We start from the raw sequence: 18,261 nt of genomic DNA on the forward strand, positions 1-18,261 counted from the left end.
TCAGGGCCTCCCCGCGGGGGTCGGCGCGTCCTCGTGGCGGGCGAGCATCACCTTCATCCGGACGATCTCGGCGTCCTGCGCGGCGATGATCTCCTCGGCGAGACTGCGGACGTCCCGGGCCTCGCCATGCTCGACGGCGATCTTCGCCATGGCGAGCGCGCCCTCATGGTGAGCGATCATGCCCCGCAGGAAGTCGACATCGGGATCGCCCGTGTAGTCGATGCTCATGGCCCCGTGCATCTGCGCGTTCGCCGCACGATAGGCCGCCGTCGAGGGGCTGTCGGTCGGACCGCCGGCGTGGCTCGTCCCGGTGTCGATCGGACGAGCGTCGACGGCCGGGCCCCTATCGGGAACCTCGCGGGCCTGCCGCGAGATCATGCCGAAGGCGAAGGCCGACAGGGCCAGAAAGACGGCGATAGCGGAGACCCATCCGATCCGTTTCATGTCGATGTCCTCGAGAGCGCCGGAGAGGCCGCGGGGCCCGCCGGGATTGCGGGTGAGACGGCCGTCCGGGCCGGGTCGCGGTAGGCGAGCAGACGCAGGGCGTTGAACACCACCAGCAGCGTCGAGCCTTCGTGGAGCGCCACGGCCGGACCGATGCCGAGGCCGAGGATGGTCGCCGGCACCAGGAAGGCGACGACGCCGAGGCTGACGTACAGGTTCTGGAGGATGATCCGGCGGGTTTGCCGGCTGAGGCCGACCGTGAACGGCAACTGCGACAGGTCGTCGGACATCAGGGCGACGTCGGCGGTCTCAAGAGCGACATCGGACCCGGCGGCGCCCATGGCGATGCCGACGGTCGCGGTGGCCATGGCGGGCGCGTCGTTCACGCCGTCGCCGACCATGGCGATCTTGCCGTCCGTGCGCAGCTTCTTGATGGCGTCGACCTTGTCCTCGGGCATGAGATCGCCCCACGCCTCGGTCAGACCGACCTGCTCAGCGATGGCCTGGGCCGCCTTCTGGTGATCGCCCGAGATCATGATCATGCGCCGGACGCCGAGGGCCCGCAGCGCCGCGAGCGCCGGCCCGGCCGCAGCCCGCGGCGTGTCGAGCAGGCCGATGACCCCGAGGTCCTCCGTCCCGCGCCGCACCACCATCAGGGTCCGCCCCTGCTCCCGCAGTCGCGCGACGACGGCCATCGTCTCGTCGTCGAGATCCGCCACGCCGTCGGCCCCGAACATCTCGGGCTTTCCGATCCAGATCGTCTCGTCGCCGAGCTGGGCCGTCACACCCTTGCCCGTCAGGCTCTTGAGGTCGGTCGCACTGGCCAAAGCCGTGTCGCCCAACCGTTCGGCGCCGTCCCGGGCGATCGCTTCCGCGAGCGGGTGGTCGCTGAGCCGCTCGACGGCGACGGCGGTCGCCAGGAGGTCGGCCTCCGTCGTCCCGCGCACGGGCATGACGTCCGTGATCCGGGGCCGACCCTCGGTCAGGGTGCCGGTCTTGTCGAAGGCGATGGCGTTGAGCGAGCCGAGATTCTCCAACGGCGCGCCGCCCTTGATCAGAACGCCGGCGCGCGCCGCACGGGCGACGCCGGACAGGACGGCGCTCGGGGTGGCGATGGCGAGCGCGCAAGGACTCGCGGCGACCAGCACGGCCATGGCGCGATAGAAGCTGTCGCGGAACGGCTCATCGACCACGACCCAGGCGAACAGCAGGACAAAGGCGAGCGCCAGGACCACAGGCACGAAGATGCGCTCGAACCGGTCCGTGAATCGCTGGGTCGGCGACTTCTGCGTCTCGGCCTCGCTCACCATCCGGACCACTTTGGCCAGGGTGGTGTCGCTCGATTTGCGGGTGGTCTCGATCTCGATGGCGCCCGCGCCGTTGATGGTGCCCGCGAAGACGAGGGAGGCCGATCCAACCTGGGCCGGCCGCTCGCGCGCCGCGGCGGCGTCCGGGACCGGCTGCTTGTCCACCGGCATGCTCTCGCCGGTCACCGGGGCCTGATTGATGCTCGTCGTTCCCACCACGACGAAGCCGTCGGCCGGAAGGCGCTCGTTCGGACGCACCACCACGGTGTCGCCGACCAGCAGATCCTCGACCGGCAGTTCGACGACCTGCCCGTCACGCCGCACATGGGCGGTCCGGGGGGCCAGATCGGCCAGGGCCTCGATCGCCCGTTTGGCCCGCCCCATGGCGTAGTGCTCAAGGGCATGGCCGATGCTGAACAGGAACAGCAAGAGCGCGCCTTCGGCCCAGGCGCCGAGCGCCGCCGCGCCAGCGGCGGCGACGAGCATCAGGGTGTCGATCTCGAACCGCTTCTGCAGGAGGTTCTGGACGGCCTCGCGGACGGTGAAGAAGCCGCCGAACGCGTAGGCGACGAGATAGAGCGCGAGCGGGACCCAGGTCGGGACGCCCGGCGCGAGCTTCTCCAGCGCGAACCCCAGGCCCAGGGCTGCGCCCGACGAGAACGCGAAGATCACCTCGGTGTTGGGACCGAGGATGCCGCCATGGCCGTGATCGTGGCCGTCACCGGGACCGTGGTCTGCCGCCTTGGGCTGCTCTTCGGACGAATGTGTCGACGTCATGCGCCGCTCTCCTTGTCGGATGTGGCGCGAGCAGCGTCGCGCAGGATTTCGACGCCGCCCTTGGCGGCGATGGCGGCGACGAGAACGCCGACGACCAGGTCGGGCCAGGCCTGGTCCAGCCACATGACCAGTCCTCCGGCGACGAGAATGCCGCCGTTCGAGGCGAAGTCGTTGAAGCTGAAGGTCTCCGCCGCCTTCATGTTGACGTCGCCGCTGTCCTGGCGACGGATCAGGTGCAGGCAGATGAGGTTGACGAGGGCGGCGACCACGGCCAGCCCCATCATGGTCGGGCCGATCGGCTCGGTTCCGACGAGGAACCGGCGCCCGGCGTCGAGCAGGACGCCGGCGGCGAAGATCAGCAGCATGATCCCGGACAGACGAGCCGCGCCCCGTTTCCACGACCCGGCCCGACCGATCGCCAGGAAGCTGATCAGATAGACGGCGGCGTCGGACGCATTGTCCACCGCATTGGCGAGCAAGGCGCTGGAGTCAGCCGTCACGCCGCCGACGCCGAGCGCGCCCGCCAGTCCGGCGTTGAGCGCGAGAACTGTCAGCAGGGTTCGACGCTGCTGACGGTCGGTCTGATCACGAGCCGTCAAAACCGCACTCCTAGCCGGCGTCCGCCGACGCCGGCTGGGGCCAGCGGAGAACCTCGACCGCCTCGAGCGTGACCGGCCCAAGATGTTCGAGGTCGGACAAGGTCTCCAGGAAGGCCCTCAGCCGGGACTCGTGATCGAGCAGTTCGACGATCAAGGACTGGTCGTCGTCGAGCACATGACGGCGATGTAGATGCGGCGTATGGCCGAAGCCGACGAGGGCCTGCAGAACCGTCGCCCCGGCGAGACCGGCAGCGCGGGCGCGTTCGGCCACGATTTCGAACACCTTGCGGTCGCCGAAATAGGCGGCCTCGTCGGTGTAGATGCGCATCAATTTGATGGGGTCGGACATGGACGCCTCCAAAAAAAGGATGTCCCCGCCGCCCGTCCGACGGCGGGGACCGGGACTATTCCGCCGGCAGTGGCTCCGCAGCCGGCGTGTCGACGGGTTTGGGCCGCCGTCCCTCGGTCAGGCCGAGGACCAGCCGGCTCATGGCCGGCAGGACGAGCAGCGTGAGCAGGGTGGCGGTGATCAGTCCCCCGATGACGACCATGGCCAGGGGCTTCTGCACCTCGGCGCCGGTGCCGTGGGCCAGGGCCATGGGCACGAAGCCGATGGCCGGGACCAGGCCGGTCATGATGACTGGCCGCACCCGCTCCATGCAGCCCTCGATGATGGAGCGAGAGAGCTCCATCCCGGCGTCGAGCCGTTGCCGGATCGAGGACATGACGACCAGGCCGTTCAAGACCGCGACCCCGGCCAGGCAGATGAAGCCCACCGCCGCCGAAACCGAGAAGGAGATGCCGGTCAGGGCCAGGGCGAAGACCCCGCCCGCCAGACCGAGCGGCACGGTGAGGAAGACCGCCACCGCCCGGCCCAAGGTCCCCACGGCCAGGAAGAGCACCGCGAAGATGGCCAGGAAGCAGATCGGCACGACCAGAGACAGACGGTCCGAGGCCGCCTTGAGGTTCTGGAACTGGCCGCCCCATTCGATCCAGGATCCCGCCGGCAGGACGACGGTCTCGACCTTGGGCATGGCCTCCCGGACGAACGAACCCACGTCGCGACCGCGGACATTGGCCTGGACGACGACGCGACGCTTGCCGTTCTCGCGGCTGATCTGGTTCAGCCCCTCGGCGAAGCGGAACGACGCCACTTGCCGCAAGGGCACGGACGCCCGGGTGCGGCCCTCTGCTTCCGGCAACATCACAGGGATGGCGCCGAGCGCATCGAGATCGTGCCGGCTGGCGTTGGGCACGCGCACCACCACGTCGAAGCGGCGGTCGCCCTCGAAGAGCTGCCCGGCCTCGCGTCCGCCCATGGCGGCGGCCACGGTATCCGCCACCTCCTCCACGGTCAGGCCGAAGCGCGCGATGGCGGCCCGGTCGAAGGTCACGTCCAGCGACGGCGCGCCGTCGGTCTGTTCGACCTTGACGTCGGCCGCCCCCGGGGTGGCGTTGAGCTGGGCCGCGATCCGGTTGGCCGTGGCGGTCAGCTTGTCGAGGTCGTCGCCGTAGATCTTGATGGCGACGTCCCCGCGGACCCCGGCGATCAGTTCGTTGAACCGCAGCTCGATCGGCTGGCTGAGCTCATAGCCCTGACCGACCTGGCCCGCGGCCGCGGCCTCCACCCGTTCGATCACGTCCTCCTTGGTGTTCACCCCGTCGGGCCACTCACTCTGCGGCTTCAGGATGATGAAGCCGTCAGAGATGTTGGGCGGCATCGGATCGGTGGCGACCTCGGCGGTGCCGGTCTTGGAGAACATCACCTCCACCTCCGGCAGGGCCGCAATGGCGGTCTCGACGCCGCGCTGCATGCGGATGGACTGCTCCACCGCCGTCGACGGCACCCGTTGGGAGGCCATGGCGAGGTTGCGTTCGTCCAGGGTGGGGATGAACTCCTGGCCGAGCATGGTGAAAATCACCCCGGCCACGGCGAACAAGGCCAGACCGCCGCCGACGAAGGGCCAGGGTCGGGCCACGGCCTGACGCAGCACCGGTTCGTACTTCGCCTTGATCCAGCGAATGACGAACACGTCCTTCTCCGAGACCTTGTTGCGCATCACCAGGGCGACCATGGCCGGGATGAAGGTGATGGACAGGATGAAGGCCGCGATCAGGGCCAGCATCAGGGTGATCGCCATGGGCGAGAAGGTCTTGCCCTCTACGCCCTGGAAGGTCAGCAGCGGGGCGAAGACCAGCAGGATGATCGCCTGGCCGTAGACGGTCGGCTTGATCATCTCCTGGGTGGCGATGGTGGTCTCCTCGAGCCGCTCGCGCAGGCTCAGCAGACGCCCCTCAAGATGCTGTCGTTCGGCCAGCCGCCTCAGACAGTTCTCGATGATGATCACCGAGCCGTCGACGATCAGGCCGAAGTCGAGCGCCCCCAGGCTCATCAGATTGCCCGACACCCCCATGAAATTCATGCCGATGGCGGTCATGAAGAAGGAGATCGGGATGATCGCCACCGCGATCAGGGCGGCGCGGACGTTGCCGAGCAGCAGGAACAGGGCGACGGCGACCAGGATGGCGCCCTCGATCAGGTTGCGCTGGACGGTCGAGATGGTGGCGTTGACGAGTTTGGACCGATCGAGGACGGGCGTGACCTTGATCCCCGGCGGGAGAGACCGAACGGTCGTCTCCAACTGTTCGCCGACCGAACGGGCGACCGTGCGGCTGTTCTCGCCGATCAGCATCAGGGTGGTGCCGATGACGACCTCGTGGCCGTTCATGGTCGCCCCGCCGGTGCGCAGGTCGCCGCCGAGACGGACGGTGGCCACGTCGCGCACGGCCACGGGGACGCCGCCGCGCGTCGCGACGATGGCCTCCTCGATCTGGCTCAGGCTGCGGATGCGGGCGTCGGCCCGCACCAGATAGGCCTCGCCGCCTCGCTCGACGAAGTTGGCGCCGACGGAGAGGTTGGCCGCTTCCAGGCCGGCGGCCAGTTCGCTGAACGAGACGCCGTACTGGGCCAGACGCGTGGCGTCGGGCTCGACGACATACTGTTTCTCGAAGCCGCCGATGGTGTCGACGCCGGCCACGCCGTTCACCGACCGCAGCTGCGGCGCGATGATCCAGTCCTGCACTGTCCTGAGATAGGCAGCGCGGGAGATGTCGTCGGTCAGGCGGTCGCCTTCAGGGGTGAGGAAGGACCCGTCCGACTGCCAGCCCGGCTGGCCGTTGCGCACCGTCGCGCCCCGCCCGCCCGGGTTAGTGAAGTCGATGGCGTACATGAAGACTTCGCCCAGACCGGTGGTGACGGGTCCGATCTGGGGCTGGACGCCCTCGGGCAGGCTTTCCTGGGCCTGGACGAGGCGTTCGCTCACCTGCTGGCGCGCGAAATAGAGGTCGACGTTCTCCTCGAAGATCACCGTGACCTGCGAGAAGCCGTTGCGCGACAGGGACCGGGTGGACTGCAGGCCGGGGATGCCGGCCATGGCGGTCTCGACCGGGAAGGTGACGCGCTTCTCGATCTCGACGGGCGAGAGCGAGGCGTCGGATGTGTTGATCTGCACCTGGTTGTTGGTGATGTCGGGCACGGCGTCGATCGGCAGCTGTGTCAGCTGCCAGGCGCCGTAGGTGGAGACGAGCAGCACGAGCGCGATGATCATCCATCGCGCGCGCACCGACAGGGCCATGAGGTTGGCGATCATGGGCTAGTGCTCCACTTCGCCAGCGCCGAGCGCGGCCTTCAGCAGGAAGGCGTTGCGGGTGGCGACGATCTGCCCCGCCGTCAGGCCGGAGGTGATCTGGGCCCGACCGGCGCTACGCTGGCCGACGATGACCAGCGCCGGGTTGAAGCCCGTCGCCGTCCTGACGAAGACCACTTCGCGGCCTTCGACGGTCTGGATGGCTTCCTCGGGCACCGAAACGCCGGCGGAGGTCTGAGCGTCGCGGGTGTAGATCCGCACGGCGATGGCCTGGCCGGGACGCAAGCCTCCCACGCCGGACACGGTGAGCAGAACGGTGGCGGCGCGGCTTTCCGCATCCACCCCCGGGGTGATCGACCGCACCGTGGCCTGGACCTCGCCTTCCGGCAGGGTGATGCTGGCCCGGTCGCCCGGAGCGATCCGGCCCGCGTCGTCGGCGGAGACCGAGGCCTGGACCTCGATCTGGCTGGCGTTGGCGACGCGGAACAGTTCGGTCCCGGCCGTCACGAAGGCGCCGAGCGTCGCATTGGACACGGTCACCCGCCCGCTGATCGGGCTGACGACCCCCGTGCTGCGGCCGTCTCCGGAGACCCGGGCGGCGGCGGCGGCGGACGAGGTCCGCCGCGCTTCCGCCTCCGCTTCCGCCATCACGGTCTGGGCGGCTTCGAGGTCCTGTCGCGCGGTGATCTGCGAGTCGAACAGCCGCTGCTCACGGGCGAGCGCCTGCCGGGCCGCGGTCAACCGGGCCTGGGCGGTCGCCCGTTCGGCGGCGATGGAGGAGGCTTCGCGGCTCTCGATCAGGGCCACGGTCTGGCCGGCGCGAACGCTGTCGCCGAGGCGCAGCGAGACGCCGGTGATGACGCCGTCGGCGCGGGCCGCGAGCACGGCCTCGCCCTGGGGCGTGCCCACGACGGTGCCCTGGGCCACGATCTCGGCGCTCAGCGAGCCACTGCCGACGGGCGCCAAGGTGATGCCGGCCGCCTGAATGCGGGCGGCGTCCATCTCCAGGGCCTCGCCGGCGCCGTGTTCTTCTTCGGCTTCCGCAGCGGCTTCCGTCGGCGCTTCCGGACCGCGCGTCATGCTCCAGACGGCGAACCCGCCGCCGAGGACGATCACGGCCGCCGCCGCGCCGCCGAGGAGGCGTTGCTGGTTGGTCAATCTCTTCATTGGGCGGATCCTTCGGTTTCGGTGGCGCGAGTCAGGGCGGCGACGGCTTGGGCGCGCTCCAGCTCGGCGGTGATCATGTCGGCCTGGACCGTGTTGAGCGCCTCTTCGGCGTCGAGCACGTCCAGCAGGGTGAAGCGGCCGGCCGAGAAGCCTTCGCGCGCGATGCGCACGGCCTCGATCGCTTCGGGTTCGGCCTGGGTTTCAAGGAAGGCCAGTTGAGCTTCGGCCGTGCGCAGCGCGGCCTGGGCGTCGCGGGTCCGCCGGATCGCGCCGGCAAGGGCCGCGTTGCGGCGAGCCTCGGCTCCGGTCCGCTCGGCGTTGGCGGCGGCGATATTGCCCTGGTTCCGGTCGAACAGACCGATCGGCATGGAGGCGCCGAACACCAGAGCCGTGTCGTCCGTGCCCCGGAACTGGCGGGCGCCGACGCTGACGGTCACATCGGGGCGGGACAGGGTCCGTTCCCGCTCGACGACGGCGATGGAGGTCGCAACCTCGGCTTCGGCGAGGCGCACGTCGAGCGCGCTGGCCGGGTCGATGACGGCGCCGGACGCCGTCGGGGTTTCAGCGGCGGTCGGTTCGGGCAGGTCTTCGCCGCCGCCCCACAGGGCGGCGAGCGCCCGCTGGGCTTCAGCGTATTCGGCTTCGGCCGCGCGAACTCGTCCGACCGCTTCCAGGGCGGCGGTGCGCGCCCGCAGAGCCCGCAAGGGCGGTTCGCGACCGGCGTCCACCAGTTCGGTGGCGATGGTCTGAAGGTTATCGGCGCGCAGGAACTGATCGCGGGCCAGTTCGACCCGGCGGCTGTCCGCATAGGCCTCGGCGTAGGCGTCCCGCACCTGTTGTTCCAGGTCCGCCCGCGCGACCGCGAGGCGCAACCGGGCGGCGTCCACCTCGGCCTGGGCGGCGCGCTCGCGTGCGGGCCGCTTGCCGCCGAGTTCGAACCGCTGGCCGACGCTCAGGGTGCTTTCGGCGTCATCGACGCCGGAGAAGCCGCCTGTGCCGGCGAAATTCTCGACCTCCAGGCCGAGTTCGGGGTTGGGCCGGAAACCGGCCTGCTGGGCGCGGCCGACGGCGGCGGCGACGTCGGCTTCGGCGGCTGCCAAGGTCGGCGAGGAGGCCGCGGCGCGAGACAGCGCGTCGGCCAGGGTGACGGGTTCGGCGAAGGCTGACCCTGGGGCCAGCATGGCCAGGATCGCCGCGAGGGTGATCGCGGCTCCGCCGGCCGCAGGGTGCGGCAGACGGCGTTTAGGGGATGGCATAGGTCCTGTTTCCCAGATGGTTGACGTGAAGGCGCGCGGTCGCGCGCAGTCCCGTCAGCCTCTGGGAGGGCGGTCTGGTCCGGCGGGCATGCGGGACGGCAAGCCGTCCGCAAGCGGCAGGGCGGTCAGGTCGGTCCCGGCATGGGTCACGACCGGAGCCTCAGGGCTCTGGGGCACGGCGACGCCGCCGTGGTGACAGTGACCGTGCGAACAGATGGCGTGGTTGTCCGGAGCGCCGCTGTCGCCCTGATCGACGGGAACGTCGACGATGGCGCTGGACGCCGGCGACGTCATCGCTTCGGGGCTGCAGGTCGCAGCATCGACGGCGGAGACCAGGACGAACAGGGACAGGAACGCCGCGAGCAGCGCCGTCATCAGTCCATGTCTGACCGCAGGGAATCCCATGCGGTCCCATACCATGCGTCGGCGCGACATCAATCGTCTCATCGTCGCACCGCGCGATAGAGGGAGATGGAGCCGGTCGGCGTCGGGATCACCGCGATCTCCCGCACATCTGAAAAGCCGGCCTCTGCGATCAGGACGGGGATCACGCCGTCGGCGTTCGGCTGGGTGTCTTCCCGACCGTCGAGCGTCTGGATGATGCGGAACAGGGATCGCATCGCTGCCGTGCGTTGCAGGCCGTAGTCGGCGATATGCAGGGTCCCGCCCGGCCTGAGCGCCCGCAGGCAGGCGGCGAAGCCGCTGCGCTTCTCCGCCATGGGCAACTGATGGAAGACCAGACTGGACACGATCTTGTCCGCCCCCGCGTCGCCGGCCAGCCGGTCGGCGTCCCGCGCGAACCCCTCGGCGAAGACGACCTCGAGGCCGAGCGTGCCGGTCTTGGCGCGGGCCCGCCCGAGGATGTCGGCGTCGGGATCGATCCCGAGAACCTCCGCCCCCGGCGCGCGACGCTTGATCTTGGCGGCGAGCGTGCCGGTGCCGCAGCCGATGTCGACGATGCGCTCGCCGGGTCCCGGATCCAGGTCGTCCAGCAACGCCTCGCGCCAGGTCCGCTCCCGCGTCAGCAGGGCGATCGCCGGGTCATAGAGATCGCTCAGCCAACTGTGGCCAAGGGCGGGAGTGAAGGTCGTCGTCATCCGGCGGCCTTCAACTCGGCCTGCGACTGGCGAATGATCGACCAGGCGGACTGCAGGAACACCAGGGCCAGGATGGCCCCGGCGATCAGGTCGGGCCACCGGGAGGCCGTCAGCCAGACCAGCCCGCCGGCCGCGGCCACGACGAGGCTCTCGATCAGGTCGTTGCGCGTGCACAGCCAGACAGAGCGGACATTGGCGTCGCCGTCCCGATGGCGCACCAGCAGAAGGGCCGCCACCGCATTGGCGGCGAAGCCGAACAGGCCGAGCCCGGTGATCACCGTGCCTTCCGGCGGCGCGCCGGACACGGCGCGCCAGACGGCGAAGCCGAGGATGAATACGGCCAGGAGCGCCAGGCTCGCCCCCTTCAGAAGGGCTGCGCCCGAGCGCACCTGAACCGACTTGCCGATGGCCCAAAGGCTGATGGCGTAGGTCGCGCTGTCGGCCAGGAAGTCGAGCGCGTTGGCCCCGAGGGACGCGGAGCCTTGGACCAGGGCGCCGCCCGCGACCGCGACGAACGCGACCGCATTGATGGCGATCACCGCGACCAGGATGCGACGATAGGCCGGCGAGGCGCCGTCGAACTTCACCGGCGCGCCGCAGCCGCAGCCCGAGGCGGTGGGGTTCTCCTGGATCAGAGGTTCGGTCATCAGGGGCTCCGGCGATCGTCCTGAGCCTCTTGTGCATCCTCTAGCCGCTAGAGGATCAAGCGGTTATTTTGCGATCATGTCCGCAACCCCGTCCTTCCCTGCCCCGCGCACCATCGGCAAGCTCGCCGCGGCCACCGGCGTGAAGGTGCCGACGATCCGGTTCTACGAGCAGATCGGCCTGCTGCCCGCTGCGCCGCGGACCGCCAGCGACCGCCGTCTCTATGACGACGTCGCCCTGCGTCGCCTGTCCTTCATCCGCCATGCGCGTCAGCTCGGCTTCGACATCGACTCGATCCGGTCCCTGCTCGACCTGTCGGACCATCCTGACCGACCGTGCGGCGAGGCCAATGCGATCGCCGAGCGCCACCTTCGCGAGGTCACCGAGAAGATCGCGCAGCTCCAGGCGCTGAAAACTGAGTTGTCGCGCATGACCGCGGAGTGCGCCGGCGGGCGGGTCTCCGCGTGCAAGGTCATCGAGGTGCTGCACGACCACGATCTCTGCGGCCCGGGACATGGCGGCGCGGCGGCCACGTCGATTTCGACCGCGACACCCTGACGCACCAGTGATAATGCGAGCCGTTCACAATCAGGCTCGCCATGCGTCTCCTCGTCCGACTGTTCCTTCTGACCCTGGTTCTCGGCGTCTCGACGCCGGCTTTCGCCCAAACTTCGGCCGCCTCCGAGGCCCAGGTCGCCTGGCGTCTGCTGGACTATGTCTCCGTCGACTACGCCGGTGCGGTCGCTGACGGAAAGGTGGTCAATCCGGCCGAGTACGGCGAGATGACGGAGTTCGCAGGTCAGATCCGGACCCGGATCGACGCCCTGCCGCCGAGCGCGGCCAAGGCCAACCTGAGCCGCAGCGCCGCCGCCCTTGCGGACCGCATCCGGGACAAGGCGTCGCCTGAGATCGTCGGCGCCGAAGCCAAGGCCCTCGCCGGTGCCCTGCTCGCCGCCTATCCCAGCCCGCTGGCCCCGTCGTTCCCGCCGGACCTCGCCAAAGGCCAGGCTCTCTATGAAACGCAATGTTCCGTCTGCCATGGCGCCGCCGGACAGGCCGACGGACCCGCGGCGCAAGGCCTCGATCCGGCCCCGATCGCCTTCGCTGACGTTGAGCGGGCGCGCCAACGCAGTGTGTTCGGTCTTTACCAGGTGATCGAACAGGGCCTGGACGGCACGGCCATGGCCAGCTTCTCGGACCTGCCGGCGGGCGACCGCTGGGCCCTGGCCTTCTATGTCGGGCGCTTCGCCTTCACGGACGCCGAGGCGGCCGACGGCGAACGCCTTTGGAAAAGCGATTCCTCTATCCGCACCCTCTTCCCGACCCTGGCGGCGGTGACGCAAACCTCGCCCGCCGACCTGGCGGCGCGGATCGGCGAGCCCAAGGCCCGGGCCGTCACCGCCTACCTGCGGCGTCATCCCGAAGCCGTGTCCCAACAGGCGTCCGACGGGGCGCTGACGCTCGCGCGCTCGCGTCTGGGGGAAAGTCTGACCGCCTATCGGAACGGCGACCGCAAGCAGGCGACGGATCTGGCGCTGTCGGCCTATCTCGACGGCTTTGAGCCGGTCGAACCGGCCCTGGGCGCGCGGGACGGCGCCCTGTTGCGGCGTATCGAGACGGCGATGACGGAACTGCGGGCGGCGATCGCGCGCGGGGCGCCCGTCGACGAGGTCGGATCCCAGGTCTCGCGGCTCACGGCCCTTCTCGACACCGCCGAGCGGGCGATGGCTCCGCAAGAGGCGGACAATGTCGCCAGCTTTGCCGGCGCCTTCACCATCCTCCTGCGGGAGGGTCTGGAGGCGCTGCTGATCGTCGTCGCCATGATCGCCTTCCTGCGCAAGGCCGAGCGTCCCGACGTCCTGCGCTATGTCCATGGCGGATGGGTCGCAGCTCTCCTGGCCGGCGGGGCGACCTGGGCCGCCGCCACCTTCTTCATCTCCATCAGCGGCGCGAGCCGCGAACTCACCGAAGGCTTCGGCTCACTGCTGGCGGTCGTGGTGCTGGTGTCGGTCGGCATCTGGATGCACGGCAAGTCGCACGCCGACGCCTGGCAGATCTACATCCGCGACAAGCTCACCAAGGCCCTGTCGGGCCGCTCGGCCTGGCTGCTGTTTCTGCTCGCCTTCGTGGTGGTCTATCGCGAGGTGTTCGAGACCATCCTGTTCTACGCGGCCATCTGGAGCCAGGGCGGTCACGTCGGCATGCTGACCGGCGCCCTCGCGGCGGTCGCAGTGCTCGCGGTCGTCGCGTGGGCCCTGCTGACCTACAGCAAGCGCTTGCCGATCGGTCGGTTCTTCTCGCTCAGTTCGATCCTGATGGCCGTCCTCTCGGTCATCCTCGTCGGCAAGGGGATCGCGGCTCTGCAGGAAGCGGGCTGGATCGACGTCCACCCCGTCGCCTGGCTTCCCCGGATCGAAATCCTCGGTTTCTATCCGACCCTCGAGGGCGTCGGGGTGCAGGTCCTGACCGTCGTCATCCTCGCGATCGGCTTTGCACGGGCGTCAGGGCCGAAGGCGACGGTCGCCTAACCCGACCGCCGCGCCGGGGCCGCCTGTCTCCGGGCCGTTCAAACCGACCGCGGCGCGCAGCAGGGCTCCCGCGGGGCAATGGCGATGGAAGACAGATCGGTCGCAGCGTCGACCGGGATCCCGGCCGCCTTGCGTTCGGAATAGCGGTCGACCAGCTGGACGGCGTGGGGCCGGGTCAGGATGGTGAAGCGGACCAGTTCCTCCATCACGTCGACGATGCGCTCATAGTAGGCGGAGGGCTTCATCCGCCCGGCCTCGTCGAACTCCTGGAACGCCTTGGCCACGCTCGACTGGTTGGGGATGGTGATCATCCGCATCCAGCGGCCGAGCAGCCGCAGGGTGTTGACCGCGTTGAAGCTCTGCGAGCCGCCGGAGACCTGCATGACGGCGAGGGTTCGGCCCTGGGTCGGACGCACCCCGCCCATGCTCAGGGGCAGATGGTCGATCTGCAGCTTTAGCAGACCGGAGACCTGGCCGTGCCGCTCAGGACTGCACCACACCATCCCTTCCGACCACAGGGCGTGGGCGCGCAGCTCGCGCACCGCCGGGTGGTCCTCGTCGCCCGGCGAGCCCGGAAGGGGCAGGCCCGACGGATCGAAGATACGGGTTTCGCAGCCCATCCATTGCAGGAGGCGGGCGGCCTCCTCGACGCAGAAGCGCGAATACGACCGCTCGCGCAGTGATCCGTAGAGCAGGAGGATGCGCGGCGGGTGATCGTTCGGCCCCAGACCCCGGGCCGGATCGGCCGCCAGATAGGCCTTGTCCAAGGCCGGCAGATGATCGGGATCGGACAGGGTTCGCAGGCGGTCGTAGGTCATCAGAGGTCCTTGGTCAGATAAGCCGCCGACGCCGGGCACAGACCCGCGAACTCGCGGGTCAGCCGGATCGCCTCCGGCGCCGCCTGCCGATCCGCGGCCCGATAGCCGTTGCGGGTGAAGAAGGGCTCGGCGGTGGTCGTGAGCAGATGCAGCCGCGCGGCGCCCAGGTCGCCGGCGGCGGTCTCGGCGGCGGCCAGCACCCGGCCGCCCAGGCCGCGCGCCTTCCGGTCGGCGAGCACGACCAGGGAGCGCAGCAGCAGGTCGCGCCCCTCCCCTTCCAGCCCAACGTAGCCGACGACCGCGCCGTAGTGATCGGCGCGGAAGTAGCGGCCGGCGTCGGGCGCGGGCAGGCCCTCGGCCCTCAGGGCCGCGATCAGGCCGGCGTCGCCGGCATCGATCAGATACAGGACCACCATCAACGGGCGTCCGCCGGGGGCGCCGTATCCGGGAACCAGCGGCGGCCCATCCAGAGGGCGACCGACACCAGCAGGATCAGCACCGGCACCTCGACCAGGGGACCAATGACGGCCGCGAAGGCGACCGGCGAGGTCAGGCCGAAGGCCGCGATGGCCACCGCGATGGCCAGCTCGAAATTGTTCGAGGCGGCGGTGAAGGCCAGGGCGGTGGTGCGCGGATAGTCGGCTTCGATCAGCTTGCCCATGAGGAAGCTGACCACGAACATGACGAGGAAATAGATCGTCAGCGGGAGGGCGATGCGCAGGGCGTCGAGCGGCAGGGCCACGACCTCCCCGCCCTTGAGGCTGAACATGACCACGATGGTGAACAGCAGGGCGATCAGGGTGACCGGCCCGATGCGCGGCAGGAACCGACGCTCGTACCAGTCCGCGCCCTTGCGGGCGATCAGGCTGCGCCGCGTCAGGAAGCCGGCCAGGAACGGCAGGCCGAGATAGACGAGGACGGCGCCGGCGATGGTCCAGACGCTGACGTCGACGACGCTGCCCTGCAGCCCGAACAGGGGCGGCAGCACGGTCAGGAAAAGCCAGGCGTAGAGGCTGAAGAACAGGATCTGGAAGATCGAGTTGAAGGCGACCAGGCCGGCGACATACTGGTTGTCGCCCCGCGCCAGCTGGTTCCAGACCAGCACCATGGCGATGCAACGGGCCAGGCCGATCAGGATCACGCCGGTCATGTACTCCGGCTGATCGCGCAGGAAGATCACCGCCAGGGCGAACATCAGCACCGGCCCCAGCACCCAGTTCTGAAACAGGGACAGGGCCAGCACGCGTTTGTCGGCGAAGACGCGCGGCAGCTCCTCGTACCGGACCCGGGCCAGCGGCGGGTACATCATCAGGATCAGCCCGATGGCGATCGGGATGTTGGTCGTGCCGACGGACAGGCCGTCGACCCAGGCGGACAGGCCCGGCGCGAAGGTCCCGAGCGCGACGCCCAAAGCCATGGCGGCGAAGATCCAGCCCGTCAGCCAGCGGTCGAGGAAGGACAGGCGGCGCGACGGCTCCGCAGCCGTGACGGGCGCCTCGGTCACCGGCCCACCCGCCGGCCGTCGGCGTCGATGACGACCTCGCCGTCCTCCTTGGTGAAGGGCTTGAGATCGTCGGCAGGCAGCAGGTCCAGCACGGCCTCCGACGGGCGGCAAAGCCGGACGCCCAGGGGGCTTACGACGATGGGCCGATTGAGCAGGATCGGGTGAGCCTCGATCGCGTCGAGCAACTGGTCGTCGGTCAGGTCGGGATCATCGAGGCCCAGTTCGGCGAAGGGCGTGCCCTTCTCCCGCAGCAGGTCCCGAAGCGGCGCGCCAGTGCGCTCGGCCAGCCAGGCGACCATGGCGCGCGATGGCGGGAACTTCAGATATTCGATGACGTGAGGCTCGATCCCGACATGGCGGATCAGCTCGAGGGCGTTGCGCGACGTCCCGCAGGCGGGGTTGTGATAGATGACGATGTCCACGGGATTCTCAGGGGCAGCAGGGCGCGAGTTCGGCCAGCAAGGGCTCGCAGAGGTCCGCCCTGCCCCCGCAGCAGTCCTTGAGCAGGAACAGGACCAGGTCGCGAAACCGGTCCAGGTCGGCCCGATAGATGATCGAACGGCTGCGCCGCTCTGACTTGATCAGACCCGCACGGGTCAGGACGCCGAGATGAGACGACAGGGTGTTTGCCGGAATCGCCAGATGGTTGGAGATGTCACCGGCCGGCAGACCGTCGGGTTCGTGACGCACGAGGAGACGAAACGCCTCCAGCCGCGTCGATTGCGCCAAGGCGGCGAGAGCGAGAATCGAGGCTTCGGTTTCCATAGTTCCGAAATAGTCGAACTATGGAAATGTTCAAGCCCCTCGCCCGTTCGCGCCGCAAGCCTACGGTGGAGAGGTTGCGGCTAGGCCTTCCGCAGTCTTTCGAGTTCGATTCCCCACAGCAATGTGGAGATGTCCGATGGCCCAGGCCGACCCGCCGCTGAGGCGCACGATCAAGAAGCCGCAACTCCGTCAGATGGTGCCGCTGGCCGACAGCACCATCTGGGAGATGGAGCAGCGCGGCCAGTTCCCGAGGCGGTTCCTGTTGACGCCCCGATGCGTCGTCTGGGACCTGGCCGAGATCGAAGCCTGGCTGGTTCTACGCCGCGCCAAGCCGATCAAGCGGGCTCCCGCGCCAGACGTCCGCAAGCGGATCACCCGGCCGGTCAGAGCCGGGGATCGAACCGAGGACCGGCCGTCTCCGGGATGACCAGCCCGGGCGTGAACGCCCGTCCGGCCTCCCAGGCGTCGACGGCGTTCGACCACTCCTGAGCCATATGGCGCCGCTGGGCCTCGAACTCGGCCTTGTTGTAGACGCCGCGGGACGAGCGCTCCTCGTGGGCGAGGCCCTTCTCGATCCAGTCCGAGTTGAACCCCATCTCGTGCAGCAAGGTCGAGGCGGTCCGGCGCAGGTCGTGGACCGTGAACGGCTCCAGCGGCAGATCGCGCTCCCGGGCGCGCTCGGCGATGGCGCTGGTCACCCGGTTGAAGGTGGCCCGCGACATCGGGGCGTCGGCGTCGTAGCGGGACGGCAGGATGTAGCGAGAGTTTCCGGCGCAGGTCTTCAGCGCGATCAGGATGTCGAGCATCTGGGTCGAGAGGTAGACGTTGTGCGGTCGCGACCGCTTCATCCGCTCCTTCGGGATCGACCAGACGGCGTTCTCGAAATCGACCTCCTCCCAGACCCCGTCCTGGAGCTCGCTTTTTCGGACCATGCTCAACAGGATGAACTTCAGGCCGAGGCGGATGGTCGGCAGCGTCGCCACCTCGCCGAGCAGCCCGAGCATAATCCGGATTTCCGTCGGCGACAGCGCCCGGTCCCGCGGGCGGAAGGTGGCGATCGAGGCCGGGCCGACCCCGTCCGCCGGGTTGTCGATCTTCTCCCCGTGCAGGATGGCGAAGGCGTAGATCTGTTTGACGATGTCGCGGACGTGGATCGCCGTCGCCGGCGCGCCGCGCTCGACGATCGTCTGGCAGTGGGCCCTCAGATCGCCGGGCGTGATCTCATTCAGCAACCGGTTCTCCCAGTGCGGCAGGACCTCCCGATTGAAGATAGACCGCCGCATGTTGCGGGTGCTGTCCGCCATGGGGGCATGGTCCATCCAGCGCTGGGCGACATGACCAAAGCTCCGGGCTTCTTTCAGCCGCCGCTTGGCCCGCTGCTTTTCCAGGGCGGGCGAGACGCCTTCAGCGATCAGCCGCTTGGCGTCGAGGACCTTCTCGCGGGCCTTGGCCAGCGACAGGCCGGCCGGTCCGTACGAACCCAGCGTCACCGACTCCCGCCGCCCGTTGAAGCGGTAGTCGTACTTGAACGCGATGCCGCCTTTCGGCGAAATCAGCAGGTACAGGCCGTCCCTGTCGGTCATTTTGTAAGACCTTGATTTAGGGCGGATATTTCGTAATGCGGCGTCGGTAAGCATGCCGTTTTGACTCCAAAAGACCGTCAGGCGCTTTCGGGGTCTTTCGGGGTCATTTTTCTCAAACAAGTCA

Annotated in this window: 19 protein-coding genes; 3 read left to right on the plus strand and 16 right to left on the minus strand. The window is 69.2% G+C overall.

The window, feature by feature from the left end; genetic code table 11:
* The 10 genes from copM to AC07U0_RS12825 all read right to left on the minus strand — a co-directional run bounded on the left by copM (position 1) and on the right by AC07U0_RS12825 (position 10,941).
* Entirely contained in the window at positions 1–444 is a 444-nt protein-coding gene (gene copM, locus AC07U0_RS12780) for a CopM family metallochaperone (protein WP_494720390.1), read from the minus strand.
* Positions 441–2,528 carry a heavy metal translocating P-type ATPase gene (locus AC07U0_RS12785; RefSeq protein ID WP_494720391.1) on the minus strand — a complete coding sequence of 696 codons (2,088 nt, stop codon included), beginning with the start codon at positions 2,526–2,528 and terminating at the stop codon, positions 441–443. The genes copM and AC07U0_RS12785 overlap by 4 nt, the downstream gene beginning before the upstream one ends.
* Positions 2,525–3,127, minus strand: a complete 603-nt coding sequence (locus AC07U0_RS12790; protein WP_494720392.1) for a cation efflux transmembrane domain-containing protein — start codon at positions 3,125–3,127, stop codon at positions 2,525–2,527. The genes AC07U0_RS12785 and AC07U0_RS12790 overlap by 4 nt, the downstream gene beginning before the upstream one ends.
* A 10-nt stretch (positions 3,128–3,137) precedes the next feature.
* Positions 3,138–3,476, minus strand: a complete 339-nt coding sequence (locus AC07U0_RS12795; protein WP_494720393.1) for a DUF190 domain-containing protein — start codon at positions 3,474–3,476, stop codon at positions 3,138–3,140.
* A 55-nt stretch (positions 3,477–3,531) separates the two neighbouring features.
* Positions 3,532–6,777, minus strand: coding sequence for an efflux RND transporter permease subunit (locus AC07U0_RS12800; protein ID WP_494720394.1), 3,246 nt, complete (start codon positions 6,775–6,777; stop codon positions 3,532–3,534).
* 3 nt (positions 6,778–6,780) lie between these two features.
* Positions 6,781–7,941 (minus strand): efflux RND transporter periplasmic adaptor subunit, encoded by a 1,161-nt coding sequence (locus AC07U0_RS12805; protein ID WP_494720395.1) that lies wholly within the window; start codon positions 7,939–7,941, stop codon positions 6,781–6,783.
* A complete protein-coding gene (locus AC07U0_RS12810) occupies positions 7,938–9,197 on the minus strand; it encodes a TolC family protein (RefSeq protein WP_494720396.1) in 1,260 nt (419 codons plus the stop codon). Before AC07U0_RS12810 ends, AC07U0_RS12805 begins: the two co-directional genes overlap by 4 nt.
* A gap of 54 nt (positions 9,198–9,251) precedes the next feature.
* Entirely contained in the window at positions 9,252–9,572 is a 321-nt protein-coding gene (locus tag AC07U0_RS12815; RefSeq protein ID WP_494720397.1) for a hypothetical protein, read from the minus strand.
* A gap of 68 nt (positions 9,573–9,640) precedes the next feature.
* Positions 9,641–10,294, minus strand: a complete 654-nt coding sequence (locus AC07U0_RS12820) for a class I SAM-dependent methyltransferase (RefSeq protein ID WP_494720398.1) — start codon at positions 10,292–10,294, stop codon at positions 9,641–9,643.
* Positions 10,291–10,941 carry a cation efflux transmembrane domain-containing protein gene (locus tag AC07U0_RS12825; RefSeq protein ID WP_494720399.1) on the minus strand — a complete coding sequence of 217 codons (651 nt, stop codon included), beginning with the start codon at positions 10,939–10,941 and terminating at the stop codon, positions 10,291–10,293. Before AC07U0_RS12825 ends, AC07U0_RS12820 begins: the two co-directional genes overlap by 4 nt.
* A gap of 76 nt (positions 10,942–11,017) precedes the next feature.
* Between AC07U0_RS12825 and AC07U0_RS12830 the strand changes: the two genes are divergently transcribed.
* Together AC07U0_RS12830 and AC07U0_RS12835 are read left to right on the plus strand one after the other, a co-directional pair.
* Positions 11,018–11,497: a MerR family transcriptional regulator gene (locus tag AC07U0_RS12830; protein WP_494720400.1), complete on the plus strand. Its 480-nt coding sequence runs from the start codon at positions 11,018–11,020 to the stop codon at positions 11,495–11,497.
* 41 nt (positions 11,498–11,538) lie between these two features.
* Complete coding sequence (locus AC07U0_RS12835) at positions 11,539–13,467, plus strand: FTR1 family protein (RefSeq protein ID WP_494720401.1); 1,929 nt, start codon at positions 11,539–11,541, stop codon at positions 13,465–13,467.
* Between the two features lie 38 nt (positions 13,468–13,505).
* On the opposite strand, the gene arsH is transcribed toward AC07U0_RS12835, so the two are convergent.
* Genes arsH through AC07U0_RS12860 form a run of 5 tightly spaced genes read right to left on the minus strand, consistent with a single transcriptional unit; the run spans position 13,506 to position 16,554 of the window.
* The gene (arsH, locus tag AC07U0_RS12840; protein ID WP_494720402.1) at positions 13,506–14,285 is read right to left on the minus strand and encodes an arsenical resistance protein ArsH; all 780 of its coding nucleotides are present in this window, start codon (positions 14,283–14,285) and stop codon (positions 13,506–13,508) included.
* The gene (locus AC07U0_RS12845; protein ID WP_494720403.1) at positions 14,285–14,701 is read right to left on the minus strand and encodes a GNAT family N-acetyltransferase; all 417 of its coding nucleotides are present in this window, start codon (positions 14,699–14,701) and stop codon (positions 14,285–14,287) included. Before AC07U0_RS12845 ends, arsH begins: the two co-directional genes overlap by 1 nt.
* Positions 14,701–15,789 carry an ACR3 family arsenite efflux transporter gene (gene arsB, locus AC07U0_RS12850; RefSeq protein WP_494720404.1) on the minus strand — a complete coding sequence of 363 codons (1,089 nt, stop codon included), beginning with the start codon at positions 15,787–15,789 and terminating at the stop codon, positions 14,701–14,703. The genes AC07U0_RS12845 and arsB overlap by 1 nt, the downstream gene beginning before the upstream one ends.
* On the minus strand, positions 15,786–16,211 hold the full coding sequence (arsC, locus tag AC07U0_RS12855) for an arsenate reductase (glutaredoxin) (protein ID WP_494720405.1): 426 nt from the start codon (positions 16,209–16,211) through the stop codon (positions 15,786–15,788). Before arsC ends, arsB begins: the two co-directional genes overlap by 4 nt.
* A gap of 7 nt (positions 16,212–16,218) precedes the next feature.
* Positions 16,219–16,554: an ArsR/SmtB family transcription factor gene (locus AC07U0_RS12860; RefSeq protein WP_494720406.1), complete on the minus strand. Its 336-nt coding sequence runs from the start codon at positions 16,552–16,554 to the stop codon at positions 16,219–16,221.
* A 136-nt stretch (positions 16,555–16,690) separates the two neighbouring features.
* On the opposite strand from AC07U0_RS12860, the gene AC07U0_RS12865 reads away from it, so the two are divergent.
* A complete protein-coding gene (locus AC07U0_RS12865; RefSeq protein ID WP_494720407.1) occupies positions 16,691–16,981 on the plus strand; it encodes a helix-turn-helix transcriptional regulator in 291 nt (96 codons plus the stop codon).
* Here the strand turns inward: AC07U0_RS12865 and AC07U0_RS12870 are convergent.
* Positions 16,938–18,191 carry a tyrosine-type recombinase/integrase gene (locus AC07U0_RS12870; protein ID WP_494720408.1) on the minus strand — a complete coding sequence of 418 codons (1,254 nt, stop codon included), beginning with the start codon at positions 18,189–18,191 and terminating at the stop codon, positions 16,938–16,940. The two genes, AC07U0_RS12865 and AC07U0_RS12870, sit on opposite strands and share 44 nt — an antisense overlap.
* Positions 18,192–18,261: the final 70 nt, after the last annotated feature.

The organism is Brevundimonas sp. GW821-FHT02A10, assembly GCF_059422025.1.

Excerpts from the sequence above, each read along its gene's own strand:
- copM (WP_494720390.1), bottom strand. The coding sequence starts at position 444 with ATGAAACGGATCGGATGGGTCTCCGCTATCGCCGTCTTTCTGGCCCTG.
- AC07U0_RS12785 (WP_494720391.1), bottom strand. The coding sequence starts at position 2,528 with ATGACGTCGACACATTCGTCCGAAGAGCAGCCCAAGGCGGCAGACCAC.
- AC07U0_RS12795 (WP_494720393.1), bottom strand. The coding sequence starts at position 3,476 with ATGTCCGACCCCATCAAATTGATGCGCATCTACACCGACGAGGCCGCC.
- AC07U0_RS12800 (WP_494720394.1), bottom strand. The coding sequence starts at position 6,777 with ATGATCGCCAACCTCATGGCCCTGTCGGTGCGCGCGCGATGGATGATC.
- AC07U0_RS12805 (WP_494720395.1), bottom strand. The coding sequence starts at position 7,941 with ATGAAGAGATTGACCAACCAGCAACGCCTCCTCGGCGGCGCGGCGGCG.
- AC07U0_RS12810 (WP_494720396.1), bottom strand. The coding sequence starts at position 9,197 with ATGCCATCCCCTAAACGCCGTCTGCCGCACCCTGCGGCCGGCGGAGCC.
- AC07U0_RS12815 (WP_494720397.1), bottom strand. The coding sequence starts at position 9,572 with ATGACGGCGCTGCTCGCGGCGTTCCTGTCCCTGTTCGTCCTGGTCTCC.
- AC07U0_RS12820 (WP_494720398.1), bottom strand. The coding sequence starts at position 10,294 with ATGACGACGACCTTCACTCCCGCCCTTGGCCACAGTTGGCTGAGCGAT.
- AC07U0_RS12825 (WP_494720399.1), bottom strand. The coding sequence starts at position 10,941 with ATGACCGAACCTCTGATCCAGGAGAACCCCACCGCCTCGGGCTGCGGC.
- AC07U0_RS12830 (WP_494720400.1), top strand. The coding sequence starts at position 11,018 with ATGTCCGCAACCCCGTCCTTCCCTGCCCCGCGCACCATCGGCAAGCTC.
- AC07U0_RS12835 (WP_494720401.1), top strand. The coding sequence starts at position 11,539 with ATGCGTCTCCTCGTCCGACTGTTCCTTCTGACCCTGGTTCTCGGCGTC.
- arsH (WP_494720402.1), bottom strand. The coding sequence starts at position 14,285 with ATGACCTACGACCGCCTGCGAACCCTGTCCGATCCCGATCATCTGCCG.
- AC07U0_RS12845 (WP_494720403.1), bottom strand. The coding sequence starts at position 14,701 with ATGGTGGTCCTGTATCTGATCGATGCCGGCGACGCCGGCCTGATCGCG.
- AC07U0_RS12860 (WP_494720406.1), bottom strand. The coding sequence starts at position 16,554 with ATGGAAACCGAAGCCTCGATTCTCGCTCTCGCCGCCTTGGCGCAATCG.
- AC07U0_RS12865 (WP_494720407.1), top strand. The coding sequence starts at position 16,691 with ATGGCCCAGGCCGACCCGCCGCTGAGGCGCACGATCAAGAAGCCGCAA.
- AC07U0_RS12870 (WP_494720408.1), bottom strand. The coding sequence starts at position 18,191 with ATGCTTACCGACGCCGCATTACGAAATATCCGCCCTAAATCAAGGTCT.